The organism is Rhodococcus sp. Ni2, assembly GCF_021352185.1.
Taxonomy (GTDB): Bacteria; Actinomycetota; Actinomycetes; order Mycobacteriales; family Mycobacteriaceae; genus Rhodococcus_F; species Rhodococcus_F qingshengii.
On sequence record NZ_WOXZ01000001.1, the window covers coordinates 2047375 to 2062278 of the forward strand.

The following is a 14904-nucleotide window of genomic DNA, read 5'->3' on the forward strand; positions in this document are numbered from 1 at the left end:
ACTACAGATCCATCGCGACTTTCCACGCCGTGTGCATCGCGCCCTCGATGTAGTCGACGTTCACCGCGTCACCGACCACATGTACGTCGGACACGACACCGATCAGAGAATCGGCCAGTGGCGCCTGCGCCGACACTCCCGACGCGACGACAACCATGTCGGCTGGAGCGGTCCGTGTCTTGTCACCGGAACGGAATTCGACGTGCTCCTTGGTGATTCGCTGCACCGTTGAATTGCGGTGAATGTCCACACCGACATGCTTGGCGTGGCGCACCGCCGTCCAGCGGCGCGGCATCGCCATCGGAATACCCAACTGCTGGCCTTCTTCGATCAGCGTCACATTGCGACCTCGCTCGGCCAGGAACTCCGCAAGCTCGAGTCCGACAAGCGAACCACCGATCACGACAACGTCTTTACCCATGGGCAGGAACTTGCGGGTCACAGCTCGGATCGCCGCGGGGCTCTTGGTGATACCGGACAGCTTACCCAACTTGGCCATCGTCCGCAGGAACGGCGGTACCTGTGAGACGTCTCCAGCTCCGGTCATCAACGCGCGCAACGAATCACCGGTGTGCACGTGCGGCAAGTCGCCGCCCGGAACACTAGGCCGCTCACGGACTGCACCGGTGGCCACGACTACGGCGTCGGGGTTCAGTGCCCGGATCGAAGCAACCGAGGCTTCGGTCTTCAGTCGAACATCGACACCGAGACGCTCGATTTCCACTTTCAACCAGCTGAGCAGACGCCCGTTGTCCGGGGTAGTGAGGCTCGAGAACCACAGGGTGCCACCGAGGCGATCGGACTTGTCCAACACCGTGACTCGGTGCCCACGTTCAGCGGCCACGCGGGCCGTCTCGAGACCACCGGGGCCCGCTCCGACCACAACAACGTGTTTCGGAGTGCTGGTCCGAACGAAGGGGAGAAGCGCTTCGTTGCCGAGCGCGGGATTGACAGCGCACAGCGGCGTCTCGTCCCAGAAGTTCTCCTGCACGCAGACGTAGCAATTGATGCAAGGCCGAACCCGCTCGGGTGCACCGTCTTTGAGTTTGTTCACCAACTGTGGATCGGCCAGGAGCTGACGGCCCATTGCGGCGAAGTCCGTGCGACCTTCCGCGATCATCTTCTCGCCAACCTCGGGGAGCATACGTCCGACCGTGATCACGGGGATCGATATCGCCTGCTTGATTCGCGTTGCATTGTCCGTGTAATAGCCGACCTTGTCGGGCAGGGGGCCGTCGGTGAAGTTGGCAAAAGCATTCAGCGCGGTACCGGTGACGTGAATGGCGTCAGCGCCGGCCTCTTCGAACATCTTGGCAGCCGCAGCAGCCTCGTCGACGGTCAGCCCGTCGGTTTCGCCGTACTCTTGACCGGCCAGACGCACGATGACGGCGAGCGCACCGCCGACCTCCTCCTTGACCGCTCGAATGACCTCACAAGCCAGGCGAGCACGGTTCTCCATGGAACCTCCGTACTCATCGCTGCGCTGATTCGTGTATCGACTCAGGAACGCTCCGAGGACGTAGTTGTGGGCACAGTGAATCTCGACGGCGTCGCCGCCCGCCGCCTTCACCCGTCCGGCAGCCTCGGCGAACATGCGAACCAGCCAATCAAGATCTTCCTTGGTTGCCTCGTGGTACGTAGCCCTCTTGCCCTCGTTGATGGCAGCCATCTTGCCCAGTTCTTCTGGCGTGCAATCGGCCATCGCGCTCATGTCACCCGGCGGCTTCGGCGTGGACGGGACCAACTGCGGTCGGCCGTCGAGGGTATCGATGCGCGCCACCTTGCCGTGGTGTGTCATCTGCACACAGAGCTTGCTGCCTGCGTCGTGGACTGCGTCGGCCAACGCCTTGAGACCGGGGATGAACCGGTCTTCCGAAAGCCCCGGTTCCTTGCGGCTGGTGCAGCCCAGCGGATACGCAACAGCGCAGCAACCGGTGATGATCAGACCCGTTCCACCAGCTGCACGCGCCACGAAGTGGTCGATGTCACCCTTTTCGATTTCCCCGTCTTCACACAGGTTCATGTCCATCGCAGGGAGAACCACGCGATTGGGCACGGTCATCGGGCCGATGGTGCCTGGTGCGAGCAGGTGCGGAAAGGTCTGGCTTCGGATCGTCACGAGCAGACGCTAGAACTGGACCACGCCCATCCGTTGCCGCACTCCCGATCAACGAGACTTCACGCGCTGTGACGTGCGAGGCACTCGGCTATCACCTCGAGCGCATATTCGAGGTCCGCGGATTCCACTCGCCCGTAGCCGATGACCAATCCGCCGGGGTCTCCGTGCGTTCGGGTGGACTCGACCAGGGTGGGCACTTCGACGCCGTATTCAAGTGCCTCGCGAGCGACGGTGGCTGCCAGATCCGCGTCGAGCATGAGCGTCGTGTGCATGCCGGCGCCGAGACCCCGCAGTTCACCGAACGATGACAGCGCTTCCTCGACCGCCCGATCACGCTCCCGGTACCTGCGCCGGGCGGTACGCACCGCTCGATCCCATTCGCCGTCACGGAGCAGGGACAGGAGTGCTTGCTGCAGCGGAACCGACGGGAAGTCGCCGATTCGCTGGCGGTGTACTGCTATGCGGTCGACCAGGTCGAGGGGAGCTACCAACCAGCCCAATCGAATTCCGGCGCCGAGCGTCTTTGCAACTGTTCCGAGATACACCACCCGATCAGGAGCCAACTGGGCAAGCGCAGGCAAAGGCGCTACGTCGTAACGGAATTCGGAGTCGTAGTCGTCCTCGAACAGGACGACGTCGCGGACGCGGGCGAACTCGATCAACTGGTTGCGCCGACCTACCGGAAGCAGCCCACCCGTCGGATACTGATGGGACGGTGTCACATACACGCCACGGACGCTCTCCGACGCAGTTTCGAGTTGGTCGACACAGAGACCATGAGCGTCGACGGGCACGTCGAGCAGCGACCATCCACAGGCTGTAGCGGCCGAGGACGCATACCGGTATCCGGGATCTTCCATCGCCAGAACAGCACCACGGGTACGCAGAGCCGACAGGGCGAGGCCGAGACCATGCGTGGCACCTGAGGTGATCAGGATTCTCTCGGGTTCAACCGACATTCCGCGGGCTCTTGCCAGCAATTCCGATAGTGCCGAACGCAATTCGTAGTCACCCGCAGGATCGGGATCCTCGAAAGGTGGCGGTTTGGACCCGACGTCACGCCACGCCCGCCGCCACGCTGCCGATGCACGCGGTGGCGTCCACGGCACGCCCGGCCGGAGCTGCACCCTGGGTGACATCTTGTCGGCGGCCTTCTTCGGTGTAGTCGTGGGAGTGACCATGGGGGAGGGCGCCTCGGCAACGAAGGTGCCTGAGCCGTGCACAGCGACAAGCCAACCCTCGGCGATCAACTGCTCATACGCCCGTTCCACGACGCCCCGCGCCACCTCGAGCTCCGCCGCCAGCTTCCGGGAACTGGGTAATCTCAGACCCACTGCCGCCTTACCACTGCGGATATCAGCTCTGAGGTGGTCGGCAATCTGGACCGGGAGCGCCCGCCGATCTGTCCGATCGAGGACCACGGCTACCGCCGAAGGCAGAAACATTCAGAACCCTCCCGGAAGTGGCAAATCGAAGTGGCCTATCGAAGTCTCCACTGATTGGACCATGACTTGAAGCCACTTTGCCACCAGCATTGTCTGCATGACAGATTCCGTTGTCTTTGCTGCCCCTGCTCCTGCCCCCACTGCACCTGTTCCGCTGTCCCCAACAGCACGTACGACGCACAAGCGCGCCCGCCACCACGGCGTCGCAGAACGCGCGGCACTCGTCGACGTCTTGCAGTCCGCGAAGCTGTGCCACATGGGTGTGACCGTCGGCGGAGTTCCCATGGTGTTTCCCACCGCCTACGGGTTCGACCTCGACGGCCCCGACCGCGGCGGATCTATTTATGTTCACGGTTCAGTCGCTTCACGGAGCTTGGCTCCCGACAGCGAAATCTGCATCACCATCACGATCCTCGACGGGCTCGTGTTGGCTCGGTCGGGCTTCCACCACTCGATGAACTACCGCAGCGGCGTCATCATCGGATCACCTCGAGTCCTGACCGACGGCGACGAACGCGTGAAGGCTTTGAATCTGATCGTCGACCAGGTGGTTCCCGGACGTTCCCAACACTTGCGGGATCACACGCGCAAGGAAATGGTGGCAACCATCGTTCTTGCGCTGCCGTTGTACGAGGCTTCCGTCAAGGCTCGCACCGGCGGCCCCGGTGACGATGCCGCCGACATCGGTATCGAAACCGTTTGGGCTGGAGTAGTTCCCGCAGCTACGCACTTCGGTGAACCGATCCCGTCCGAGGATCTCGACTCCGGTGTCGCGCTGCCGGACCATATCTCGACGATGCTCTGACCGCACACGCCGTACACACCGGGGCATGGCTAAGCCCCGGTGTGTACGTATTCAGTTGCGCCCGTTCAGGCTGCTGTGGGTGGGCTGTTCCCGCCGATCGGCTGTTGATACGGGTCGATCGACATCGGTGGATAGAACACTGTCTTCCGATCCGGCTCGATCTCCACCCGCCATTCGGTGTGGTGCAGTGTCCGATGATGATGACCACACAACAAGACCAGATTATCGAGATCCGTTGGGCCGCCATCGTTCCAGTGAACAATATGATGGGCATCGCACCACCCCGACGGTGTCCCGCACCCCGGAAACGCACACCCACCATCCCGAACCGCAAGAGCCCGCCGCTGCGGCACCGTCGCCGTTCTCGCTTCCTTACCGCAGTCGAGCGGAACACCATTCTCATCCAACAAAATTCGCGTCACGGTGCAGTCGCACGCCAACATCCGGGCGGTATCGATACTGATCGGGCCCACCCAATCCGTCCACGCGAACCCCAACTCCTCAGTGGACGGCAGGAGGTCTTTCAGAACTTTAAGGTCCGTCATATCTTTTGCCGACGCGGTCACCGTGATGTGCGGTTTCACCCCGCCCTCGATCGGACCCAACCCCGCCCGCTCGTACCGCCGCAACAACTCGCAGAACCCGTCCGCCCGCCGCAGCGCCGGCGTACGCGTGTCCTTGACACCGTCCTTCTCCGGCGTCGGCGCCGACAGACTCGACAACAACGTGATCAGACGCGCCCCGTTCACAGCATCCAAGTCACCCTTCACCGACACCCGCCCGTACAAACCTTTCGAGGCGTAGAACTCGTTACGCTCCGAATCCTCGCCGACCGGAACACCGTCCTCACGCTTGCCGTACTGCTTCTCGATCCGCCGGATCGCCGCCCGCACCGCATCACAATCGGCAATGTTCTTCGACGCCAACCCGAGCAAGATCCCGCGAGCCTTGTCCACGTCCGCCGGCGTCATGTTCTTCGGCGGATGCTGACAAAACGACGCAACCTGCCGCGCCTTCAACGCATCCACATCACCACGGTGAAACGCATCCGCCACCACGGGTTCGAGCATCAACATCCGCGCCAACCCGACCAGCAGACTGCACTCACCGATCTCCAAATTTGTCGAACCATGCAACCACTGCGCGATCGCCCGAAAACCCTTCCCACCGAGAACCTCCCGGGAAAACATCTCCACGATCAACAACACCAACCGCGACTGCAACTCGTGCCGGACACGCACCAGATCCAGAACCTCACCCTTGAGGTCCTCGCCATCCAGCTGCCACGCATCCCGACTGTCCATGCTCAAAGTCTAATCGAACATAGTTTCGAATACAAGGAACGGATAACCGAAACTAGATGCTAATCAACAACTTTCGCATTCCAGGCGAAACGGGCAGGTTCTTGGGTCGCGGGAGTTGCCGCAACTCCGCCACCGATAAAGGGCCGGACAAGATCCAGCGGCAAGGGGAAGACAACGGTGGAGTTGTTCTCGCTACCGATCTCGTGAAGTGTCTGCAGATATCGCAACTGCAGGGTGGTCGGATTGCGGCTGATCACCTCGGCCGCCTCGGCGAGCTTGGCCGAAGCCTGAAACTCGGCGTCGGCGTTGATGATCTTGGCTCGCCGCTCTCGTTCGGCCTCTGCTTGCCTGGCGATGGCGCGCTGCATGTTGGCCGGAATCTCGACGTCCTTGATCTCGACGGTCGTGACCTTGACTCCCCACGGCTCGGTCTGCTGATCGATTACCTTCTGCAAGTCCTCGTTGAGCCGTTCACGTTCGGAGAGGAGCGAGTCCAACTCAGCTTTACCGAGAATGGAGCGCAGTGTGGTCTGGGCGATCTGTGAGGTGGCGGCCAGAAAATCCTCGACCTCGACTATCGAACGGTCAGCGTCGACGACCCGAAAGTACGTGACGGCGGTGACCTTCACGGGGACGTTGTCGCGAGTGATCACTTCTTGGACCGGTATCTTCAGCGTGACGGTTCGCAGACTGACCCGCTCCATGCGATCGATCGCCGGCACCAGAATCACCAGACCAGGACCCTTCAAGGTGATTAGTCGACCGAGTCGGAACACCACCGCGCGCTCGTACTCGCGCAGAACTCTCACCGACATGCCCACAAGGACTGCAATCAGCACGACAAACACGGACAACACGACAAGCACGGTGGTCATAGCGGCAGCTCCCACGGTTCACGACGGCGCACTTTCAGAGTCAGGCCTCGAACCTGCTCTACGACGACGGATTCGCCCACGGCAGGCACAGAATCGTCGTACCCGAATTCCATTCGAGCACGCCATAATCCGCCGTCGAGCTCGACCTGACCCTGCGCACCGGTCCAACTGCGAACGGTCGCGTCCGAGCCGACAAGAGATTCCGTCCCCGTACGCACGGGAGCGCGGCGCGCGGTAAGCGCTTTTCGACTCGCTACCGCCACCACGCCCAGGCCGACTACCGCGACCCCCGCCGTCACCGGGATCGCGATCAATTGGCCGATACCGTCGGATGTGAAGAGCATCCAGACGCCGGCACCGATCATGAGTGCTCCAATCGCACCGAGCACCCCCGCGGTTGGGGCATGCGCCTCGACCACGATCAACAGGACGCCCAGCAACAGGGCAACGACACCGATCGTCGTCATCACTCGTCTCCACGCTCGCGAGGACGCGGTCACGTCGCGTAGCCATTGTGCGATCACGCCCTCGACTTCAACGGTAATCACGTTCGGCCGGATCTGCCACAAGCGCTTTCACATCACGTCAGAGAAGGACCTCACCGATCTGTCGTGCAGTCACCTTGGCAAGGTCGGCGAGAAACGGAATCCGTTCGTCGATCATCAGCTCGACCGGACCACGAAGCCCGAGAGCGTAACGCACAGTGCCGGATCCATCGATTATCGGAATTCCGATCGTTCGGAAATCCGGGGTCAACTCCTCGTCGTTGAATCCGTATCCTCGCTCACGAGTCAGTTCCAGTTCCCGGCGGATACCGGCGACATCGGTGATCGCACGCTGAGTGGTCGCTTCACGTGGCAGCGCAGCCAGCTCGGAATCGTCGACATCGGACCAAGCCAGAAAGGCTTTCCCCAGTGCGCTCGCATGCAAGGGAAGGCGGACACCCTGCAGCACGTGCCCGTCGGCCTCGCGCCACCGACTGAATCCGAGCAACACCACCTCACTTCCGCTTCGCACTGCCAGGGAAGCGGATGCTCCTGTCGTCGCGGCCAATTGCTCCAAATAGGGCTCGGACAGATAGATCCGATGCTGCCGGTAGGAGACCTGTCCGTAAGCCGCCAGCGCCGCGCCGATGCGATACCGACTGGTTGCGTCGTCCTTCTCGAGAAATCCCGCGTCGACGAGCGACTGCAGCAATCGATGCGTGGTGCTGACCGCAAGCTCTTGTCGCCGCGCAACTTCCGAGACTCCCAGTTCTTCGCCACTGCGAAAACATGTGAGCATGGTCAGGGCACGGGTTACCGTCTGAACTCCCGCGCCGCGTGCGTCCGTCACGAACGATCCTTTCGCTGTGGCCTGATCGACCTGAGAATCGGACGCTAACACGGACCCAGCAGTCCGGCCATCCTTTCCATCAGATGGAAAGGAACCGAACGTGGACCTGCAAAAGCCCAGATGAACAGACTTCCGATGTTGTCAAGATTTCCAATCTCCAGAAAACAAACGGGGGTAAAACGGACAGGCACCCAATAGCGTCATCGTCGTCAGTTCTGACGATTCAACGCCTGAAGGAGCCACATACATGTCCCGCTTCCGCCGACTGCCACGAGCTGCCGCTGCGCTCGCCATGATCCCGCTGGCCGGGTTGGCGGTGGCGTGTGGGTCTTCCGATTCCGACAGCGCCGCAGGCAATTCCAGCGCAGACTTCACGCTCAAAGTCTTCGATCCCGGAAACTCCGGTGCCATCGCCGTCGGCAAGCGTGACGGAACCTACGACGAGGCTCTGGCACCGCTGGGCGCAAAGATCGAATGGGTCAAGACCACACCGGGATTCAGCTCCAACCTCAAACTCTTCAACAGCGGTGAACTCGACATCCAAACCGGCGCATACAGTCCCGTCGTCGGCGCACTGTCCAAGGACGTGGGTGTCCGCATCTTCGCCACGTCCGACCCGTACAACAAGGACCAGGCCGGCATCATCGCCACTCCGGAGTCCGGCATCAAGACCGTCGCAGATCTGGCCGGCAAGCGCATCGCCGTCAACCCTGCAGGCAAGGGCGAGTACATCACGCTCAAGGCTCTGACGCAGGCCGGAGTGCCGATCGATTCCGTCGAACGTGTTCCGCTGCAACAGGCTGACGCGGCGTCGGCATTCTCCACCGGGCAGGTCGACGCGTGGGCATCGTTCCTGATTCCGTATCAGGAGGCCAAGGCCAAGGGCGCGGTCGAGATCGCAACCGAGGCGAGCATCGACTCCGTGGACAGCACCATCATCGCCGGCCGCACCGTAGTACTCGAAGAGCATCCCGAAGTGGTCCAGAAGTTCCTCGAGGTCACCCAGGAACTCACCGCGAAGCAGCAGGCCGACCCGGCAGCATTCGAGAACGTCTTCGAACAGACCGGTCCGCGCGCACTCTCCGGACAGCGACTCGACGACGCGATCACCCTGGGCGGCCAGATCACCAACTTCCGCTACCCGACTGCAGCCGACGCTACCGACCTCGAATCGATCTCCACGTTGTTCGCCGACAACAAGGTGATCCAGCAGCCGATCAAGGGCAGTGACGTGATCTTCGACCTCCAGGGTGCTGTGGCAGGTTCGGCAGCGGCAGCGCCCACCACCGAGGGGAAGTGACCCGATGGTGACGCTGACCCGGCCCGCACGAACTGCGTCGCCGTCAGTGGTGCATCCGCAACTCGAAACGCCCCGCTACCGCCGCAATCGCAGCAGGCCCAAGTGGGTCTCGATCCCACTCCGCTTCCTCGTGCCCGCGCTGCTGGTTGCCGGATGGTGGATCGGATCCGCTACCGGACTGATCCGCGAAGAGATCCTGGCCGGACCTCCGGCGGTGTGGACGGCATTCGCCGAGCTGTACCAGTCGGGTCAGTTGGTCGACTTCGGTCTCGCGTCGCTTCAACGTGCTGCACTCGGTGTTTCGGTCGGTGTGATCGTCGGATTGGTGCTCGGGGTTCTGTCCGGTCTCTCCTCGCTCGGCGAAGAACTGATCGACTCGACCATGCAGATCAACCGCGCGGTTCCGTTCCTCGCGCTCGTTCCGTTGTTCATCGCCTGGTTCGGTATCGACGAAACCTTCAAGGTAGTCCTGATCGCCGTCGCGACCGTCGCCCCCATGTACGCGTACACCTACCTGGGAGTGCGCGGAGTCGATCGCAAGATGGTGGAAGCGGCACAAGGTTTCGGCTTGACGGGTTGGCGACTGGTGTTCGGAGCGATTCTTCCGACCGCCCTCCCCGGTGTTCTGATGGGGCTTCGAATCTGCCTGTCGCTCAGCATCACCGGATTGATCGCCGCCGAGCAGGTCGGCACACGTGAGGGCATCGGATATCTGGTCACCCTGGCGCAGGAATACAACCGCACCGACTACATGGTTCTGTGCATCGTCATGTACGCGGCACTGGGACTCATCTTCGACGCAATCGTCAGACTGATCGAGCGGTACTCCATGCCGTGGCGGAGATTGTCGGTGGCGCGATGACGAATACAACCATCGGCTCGCTGCCATCCACCGAAGCACCTCTGCCGCCGTTGGCAGCCCGTGAGCGGACCGGCACCACTGCGGCCGAGCGACGTGCCGGATCACCGGTAGCGGTCTCGCTCACCGGAGTGCGTAAGTCGTTCGGTGACAAGACTGTTCTGGGCGGTATCGACCTCGAGATCACGCGCGGCGAGTTCGTCGTTCTCCTCGGCCCCAGCGGTACCGGCAAGACGACCCTGTTGCGAGTGCTCTCCGGTTTGGAAGCACCGGACAGCGGAGAGGTGCTGGTTCCGCGCGACCGCACGGTTGTCTACCAGGAACCGCGATTGATCCCGTCGAAGCGAGTTCTGGCCAATGTCACAGTCGGACAGAAACGGTCACGTCAGGTCACCGACAATGCACGCAACGCACTCGCCGAGGTCAACCTCGCGGACAAGCACCGCGCCTGGCCGGCCACCCTCTCCGGCGGCGAGGCCCAACGCGTCGCACTGGCGCGCGCTCTGGTTCGCGAACCTGAACTATTACTGCTCGACGAACCGTTCGCAGCCCTCGACGCTTTGACCAGGCTCCAAATGCAAGACTTGGTAGGCGATCTGGTCGCCCGCCACCGTCCGGCAGTACTGCTCGTCACGCACGACGTCGACGAAGCCGTACGACTTGCCGACCGTGTGCTCATCCTCGACAAGGGCGGGTTTGCCGTGGATGTCGACATCGACCTACCACGCCCCCGCGATCGGAACGATCCCGAATCTCTGCGCTACCGAGCGAGTTTCCTGAAGGAACTCGGCGTCGGTCGCACCTTCCCCGACGGACAGGACAGTCATGACATTGATCGCTGATTCCGCAATCGACACACTCTGGTACACCCGCTGCCCCGTTCCCACCGCCAGCGGCCTCGCCAACAGTCTCGGTTGGCTCGACCGGACGGCAAACGAATCCGGAGTGCGTTTCGGCGTACTGCAAGATGCCGGACCGGAATTGGCAGTGCGCCATTTCGATCACCACCTCTCCGGACTCATTCGCGAAGGCGGCAACGTCCCCGCACTGGCCGCGCGTGCCAGTGGTTCTCCGACGAGGCTCATCGGGCTCACCTGGATCGACGAGGCCCAGGCAATCCTGGTGCGCGGAGACTCCGACATCCGAGAAGCCGGTCTTCTGGCAGGCGCTCGGATCGGCATCCCGGCCTGGGCGGCAGATCAGGCCAGGAGCTTCCCCCGTGCCATGGCCCTGCACGGCTTCGCCTCCGCACTTCGACTCGGCGAGTTGAGTTTTGCCGACGTCACTCTCGTCGAGGTTGCGACGACGGCAGCCCCCGAGGTCCGCACCGCCTCGTCCACCCGCAACACGACGTGGGGCGTCGAATCCCTGCTACGCGGCGACGTCGACGCCATCTACGTCAAGGGTGCCCGCGCCCAGGAAGTTGCCCGCGAACATGGTCTCGCCGTTGCCGTCGATCTCGATTCCACTGCATCGCTACGTGATCGCGTCAACAACGGCACCCCACGACCGATCACAGTTCATGCCGACCTACTCGAACAACGCCCGGACATCGTCGTGGGTTTCCTCGCCGAGAGCCTGAGAGCGGCGGACTGGGCCGCAGCCAACATCGACGAGGTCCGAGCCGTTCTGCAGACCGAAACACAGTCGGGGCCCGAAGGTGTGGTGGCAGCGTACGGCGAGAACTTCCACACCGGACTGCATCTGAGCCTGTCTGACGAGCGTGTGGACCTGCTCGGGGTGCAGAAGCAATTCCTGTATGCGCACGGCTTCCTTGCCGCCGACTTCGACCTGCAGTCCTGGGTGGCGCACGAACCACTGGAACAGGCACGCAACCTTGTTGCGCAGAAGGGCACAGCAGAATGACGGACGTCTACTGGGAGCTGCCCTCTCGCGGTGACGGACGCCGGGCGGTGGCCGCACTGAACAGTCGCGGCGGCTTCGGGCCGCAGCGACCGACTACCGTTGCGACCGATGTTCGTCCCGGAAACTTCGGGCCCTTCGACGAATTGGCACAGATCGTTCTCGCAGCCGAACTGTCGGGCGTCGACGGCGTTGTCGCACCGTACGATCCGAATGGCGAAGAATCCTGGATCGTTGCTGCCGCCGCCCTACGTCAGACGCGTCATTCGCGAGTGGTCGTGGAGTTTCACCCCACTTTCGGCACCCCCGTCTACGCCGCCAAAATGTCGGCGACACTTCAGCGCCTGTCGGCAGGTCGTCTCGAATGGCGAGTGAAGGTAGAGACGGACCCCGAAGACGCCGCTGCTCGCGGCGACGTGGTTCGAGGAGCCGACCGCTACGCGCGCGCCGCGGAGTTCCTGACCGTGGCCCGTGGCGTATGGAACGAGGAGCAGATTCTCCCTGGCGGATTCGGCGGTACGGGTTACGACTTCGACGGCGAATACTACGACGTACTCGGCGGCGGATTCCGAGGCATCTTGTCGGGACTCCGTTTTCCCCGAGTACATCTGACCGGGGACTCGCCGGAAGCTCTGGAACTCTCGGCCCACCATGCCGATGTCCATCAGTTCACCCTTGCCGGCGACGAGTTGTCGACACGGATCACCACCCTCGACGACCGAGCATCCGAACTCGGCAGGACCGTCGAGAAGGTCCTGCGCATCCCGATCATCGCGAGGGAAACAGCGGACGAAGCCTGGGCTCGCGTCGAACGGCAACTGAGAGAAGCCGATTCCGCTGCACTCGAGATCGATCGGGGCGGCATCCTGTGGTCCGGATTCGACCGCATCGGCTACGAGCACAGTATCGGCCTCGTCGGAAGCTACGAGGAGGTGGCGCAGCGATTGTCGTCGTATCGCGATATCGGCGTGGACGGTTTCGTCTTGTCCGGTCGGCCACACATCGAAGAGCTGCACCGGGCGGGCGAGCATCTCCTGCACCTGGTCGATCCCGAGGGTCGGATTCGCAAGGAAGAGAAGGCCACCACAGAAGAGAAGGCCACCGCATGAGCATCGATTTCTATTGGCGGATCGGGATGGAAGGCGACCACGCGTCGCTGCGTACTCCGCGTCGCTACAACCGCGGCGATGCCGGTGGATACGGGCCGGGCAACATTGCTCCCGCGATCCGCGGCGGCGAACTGGACGGATACAGCTACATCGACCACATGGCCGCGGTGGCAAAGGCTTCCGAGTCCGCAGGGTTCCTCGGTGGACTTCTGCCGTCTTTCCCGATGACCGAGGATCCGTGGGCGACCGCAGCAGCGTTGGCCGCCGAGACCACCACCTACCGTTTCATGGTTGCGTTCCAACCAGGGTTCCTGCACCCGGTCCAGGCCGCGCGAATGTCGGCCAGTCTGCAGCGCGCAACCGGCGGACGTCTGGTTTACAACATCATCAGTGGTGGAGGCGGAGCGCCTCAGCTGTGGTGGGGCGACAAAGTCGACCACGACGATCGCTACACCAGGACGTCCGAGTTCCTCGATGTCCTCAAGGGTGTGTGGGACGGCGAACCTTTCGACTTCGACGGTCGCTTCTTCCAAACCCACGGCGCCGCACTGCCAACCGGACTGGCCGGCCAACCGTTTCCCGAGGTGTACTTCTCCGGATCTTCGGCCGCAGCCGTCGCCGCCGCCGGACTGCACTCCGATTACTACCTTTCCTGGCTGGAGCCGTACGCCGATCTCAGAGCCAAGATCGACGGAGTGCGGGAGAACTCGGCCAAACTGGGACGCACGCCGAAATTCGCCGTACGCATCGACGTCGTAGCCCGGCACACCGAAGAAGCCGCGTGGGCCGAGATCGAGAAAGGCTGGGCCTTCGTCGACAAGGGGGCCGCCGACCGTGCAGCCCAGGGTGACTCGGTGGGCGCCGCCCGCATCAAAGGCTGGGTACCCGAACACATCACCGGCTACCGAGATCTGGAAGTGCAACCCAACGTGTGGTGCGGCTTCAGCCTCATCCGCGGCGGACCGGCGTTCGGACTGGTCGGCAGTTACGAGCAGGTCGCCGAAAGACTCGACGAGCTGCGCGAACTGGGCGTCGACGCCTTCATCCTCGCCGGTAACCCGCATCTCGAAGAGGCATACCGCGTCGGCGAAGAAGTTCTTCCCCTCCTGCAGCGCACCCCGATCACACCTTCTGGACTGGAGACTCGATGACCACCACCGAAACTCGACTCGACGCCGATACCACAGCATTCGTCGAAGAGGCGCGTAAAGCAGCAGACAAGGCATTCGACGTCTTCCGCAAGACCGGAACGGTTGCAGCCAACGGGACCGTCAACTTCGTCGAACGCGTGCCCGGCACCGAAATCGCAGTTGCACTGAACGATCCGGGACCGTGGGCGGATGACCCATCGGTGTCACCGGTTGTCGCCACCTTCGACGGAGAGGTGCTGTCCGGCAACGGATCGGCCGGTTTTGTCACCGGCTACGCGTCAGTCTTCCGTCAGCATCCGGAAATCACCAGCGTTGTCCACATCCACACACCGTGGCTCGGCGGTTGGGCACAGACACATCGGACGCTACCCATCCGCTATGCGGCTTCGCAGAGGCTGACGCTCTCCCGAGAGATTCCGCCGCACGTCGATCGATCCCGGTCTGCAGGCGAGTTCATTCTCGAGCGTCTCGAACACGATCCCGATCTGGTGGCGATCTTCGAAGCCAACGGCGGGGTCAACGTCATCGGCCGCAGCGGGTTGCTCGACCTCGCGAAGTTCGTCGTCCTCCTCGAGGAAGGCGCCCAGTTCCAGGCGATCGCCGAATCCCTCGGCGGTTCGGTCGAATTCGATCCATCCAACCTCGTCGTGCAGTGGGGCCGTAGCGGACTCGCCGACGAGGCGCGTCGACGCGGCCTCATCTAGCCACCCCCATCACTGATTCAGAACAGGAAACCGTA

14 protein-coding genes are annotated in these 14904 nt (G+C 62.7%); 8 read left to right on the forward strand and 6 right to left on the reverse strand.

All coding sequences use genetic code 11. From position 1 onward, the window contains the following. Nucleotide 1: 1 nt before the first annotated feature. Nucleotides 2-2119, reverse strand: coding sequence for an FAD-dependent oxidoreductase (locus GN300_RS10085; protein WP_063315404.1), 2118 nt, complete (start codon nt 2117-2119; stop codon nt 2-4). Between the two features lie 59 nt (nt 2120-2178). Continuing rightward, nucleotides 2179-3564 carry a PLP-dependent aminotransferase family protein gene (locus GN300_RS10090; RefSeq protein WP_063315403.1) on the reverse strand — a complete coding sequence of 462 codons (1386 nt, stop codon included), beginning with the start codon at nt 3562-3564 and terminating at the stop codon, nt 2179-2181. Nucleotides 3565-3661: 97 nt separating this feature from the next. On the opposite strand from GN300_RS10090, the gene GN300_RS10095 reads away from it, so the two are divergent. Continuing rightward, nucleotides 3662-4369 (forward strand): pyridoxamine 5'-phosphate oxidase family protein, encoded by a 708-nt coding sequence (locus tag GN300_RS10095; protein ID WP_063315402.1) that lies wholly within the window; start codon nt 3662-3664, stop codon nt 4367-4369. A 65-nt stretch (nt 4370-4434) separates the two neighbouring features. Here the strand turns inward: GN300_RS10095 and GN300_RS10100 are convergent, their stop codons facing one another. The 4 genes from GN300_RS10100 to GN300_RS10115 all read right to left on the reverse strand — a co-directional run bounded on the left by GN300_RS10100 (nt 4435) and on the right by GN300_RS10115 (nt 7883). Next, the gene (locus GN300_RS10100) at nt 4435-5673 is read right to left on the reverse strand and encodes an HNH endonuclease signature motif containing protein (protein WP_063315401.1); all 1239 of its coding nucleotides are present in this window, start codon (nt 5671-5673) and stop codon (nt 4435-4437) included. A 59-nt stretch (nt 5674-5732) separates the two neighbouring features. After that, entirely contained in the window at nt 5733-6548 is an 816-nt protein-coding gene (locus GN300_RS10105; protein WP_003946040.1) for a slipin family protein, read from the reverse strand. Next, entirely contained in the window at nt 6545-7015 is a 471-nt protein-coding gene (locus GN300_RS10110) for an NfeD family protein (protein ID WP_063315984.1), read from the reverse strand. Before GN300_RS10110 ends, GN300_RS10105 begins: the two co-directional genes overlap by 4 nt. Nucleotides 7016-7133: 118 nt before the next feature. Continuing rightward, nucleotides 7134-7883, reverse strand: coding sequence for an IclR family transcriptional regulator (locus tag GN300_RS10115; RefSeq protein WP_030537941.1), 750 nt, complete (start codon nt 7881-7883; stop codon nt 7134-7136). Nucleotides 7884-8130: 247 nt separating this feature from the next. Here GN300_RS10115 and GN300_RS10120 point away from each other — a divergent pair, with 247 nt between their 5' ends. Genes GN300_RS10120 through GN300_RS10150 form a run of 7 tightly spaced genes read left to right on the forward strand, consistent with a single transcriptional unit; the run spans nt 8131 to nt 14869 of the window. Further along, the gene (locus GN300_RS10120; protein ID WP_050656908.1) at nt 8131-9183 is read left to right on the forward strand and encodes an NrtA/SsuA/CpmA family ABC transporter substrate-binding protein; all 1053 of its coding nucleotides are present in this window, start codon (nt 8131-8133) and stop codon (nt 9181-9183) included. Nucleotides 9184-9187: 4 nt separating this feature from the next. Beyond that, nucleotides 9188-10045 (forward strand): ABC transporter permease, encoded by an 858-nt coding sequence (locus GN300_RS10125; RefSeq protein WP_007735506.1) that lies wholly within the window; start codon nt 9188-9190, stop codon nt 10043-10045. Then, entirely contained in the window at nt 10042-10884 is an 843-nt protein-coding gene (locus GN300_RS10130; RefSeq protein WP_007735504.1) for an ABC transporter ATP-binding protein, read from the forward strand. Before GN300_RS10125 ends, GN300_RS10130 begins: the two co-directional genes overlap by 4 nt. Further along, nucleotides 10868-11908: an ABC transporter substrate-binding protein gene (locus GN300_RS10135; protein ID WP_007735503.1), complete on the forward strand. Its 1041-nt coding sequence runs from the start codon at nt 10868-10870 to the stop codon at nt 11906-11908. Before GN300_RS10130 ends, GN300_RS10135 begins: the two co-directional genes overlap by 17 nt. After that, the gene (locus GN300_RS10140) at nt 11905-13014 is read left to right on the forward strand and encodes an LLM class flavin-dependent oxidoreductase (RefSeq protein ID WP_050656907.1); all 1110 of its coding nucleotides are present in this window, start codon (nt 11905-11907) and stop codon (nt 13012-13014) included. The genes GN300_RS10135 and GN300_RS10140 overlap by 4 nt, the downstream gene beginning before the upstream one ends. Next, a complete protein-coding gene (locus GN300_RS10145) occupies nt 13011-14165 on the forward strand; it encodes an LLM class flavin-dependent oxidoreductase (RefSeq protein WP_007735501.1) in 1155 nt (384 codons plus the stop codon). The genes GN300_RS10140 and GN300_RS10145 overlap by 4 nt, the downstream gene beginning before the upstream one ends. After that, nucleotides 14162-14869: a class II aldolase/adducin family protein gene (locus GN300_RS10150; RefSeq protein WP_063315400.1), complete on the forward strand. Its 708-nt coding sequence runs from the start codon at nt 14162-14164 to the stop codon at nt 14867-14869. The genes GN300_RS10145 and GN300_RS10150 overlap by 4 nt, the downstream gene beginning before the upstream one ends. Nucleotides 14870-14904: the final 35 nt, after the last annotated feature.

Bases quoted from the DNA above. Each gene is read 5' to 3' on its own strand.
- GN300_RS10090 (WP_063315403.1), bottom strand. From the start codon at position 3,564: ATGTTTCTGCCTTCGGCGGTAGCCGTGGTCCTCGATCGGACAGATCGG.
- GN300_RS10130 (WP_007735504.1), top strand. From the start codon at position 10,042: ATGACGAATACAACCATCGGCTCGCTGCCATCCACCGAAGCACCTCTG.
- GN300_RS10140 (WP_050656907.1), top strand. From the start codon at position 11,905: ATGACGGACGTCTACTGGGAGCTGCCCTCTCGCGGTGACGGACGCCGG.
- GN300_RS10145 (WP_007735501.1), top strand. From the start codon at position 13,011: ATGAGCATCGATTTCTATTGGCGGATCGGGATGGAAGGCGACCACGCG.
- GN300_RS10150 (WP_063315400.1), top strand. From the start codon at position 14,162: ATGACCACCACCGAAACTCGACTCGACGCCGATACCACAGCATTCGTC.
- GN300_RS10095 (WP_063315402.1), top strand. From the start codon at position 3,662: ATGACAGATTCCGTTGTCTTTGCTGCCCCTGCTCCTGCCCCCACTGCA.
- GN300_RS10120 (WP_050656908.1), top strand. From the start codon at position 8,131: ATGTCCCGCTTCCGCCGACTGCCACGAGCTGCCGCTGCGCTCGCCATG.
- GN300_RS10105 (WP_003946040.1), bottom strand. From the start codon at position 6,548: ATGACCACCGTGCTTGTCGTGTTGTCCGTGTTTGTCGTGCTGATTGCA.
- GN300_RS10110 (WP_063315984.1), bottom strand. From the start codon at position 7,015: ATGACGACGATCGGTGTCGTTGCCCTGTTGCTGGGCGTCCTGTTGATC.
- GN300_RS10100 (WP_063315401.1), bottom strand. From the start codon at position 5,673: ATGGACAGTCGGGATGCGTGGCAGCTGGATGGCGAGGACCTCAAGGGT.
- GN300_RS10125 (WP_007735506.1), top strand. From the start codon at position 9,188: ATGGTGACGCTGACCCGGCCCGCACGAACTGCGTCGCCGTCAGTGGTG.
- GN300_RS10135 (WP_007735503.1), top strand. From the start codon at position 10,868: ATGACATTGATCGCTGATTCCGCAATCGACACACTCTGGTACACCCGC.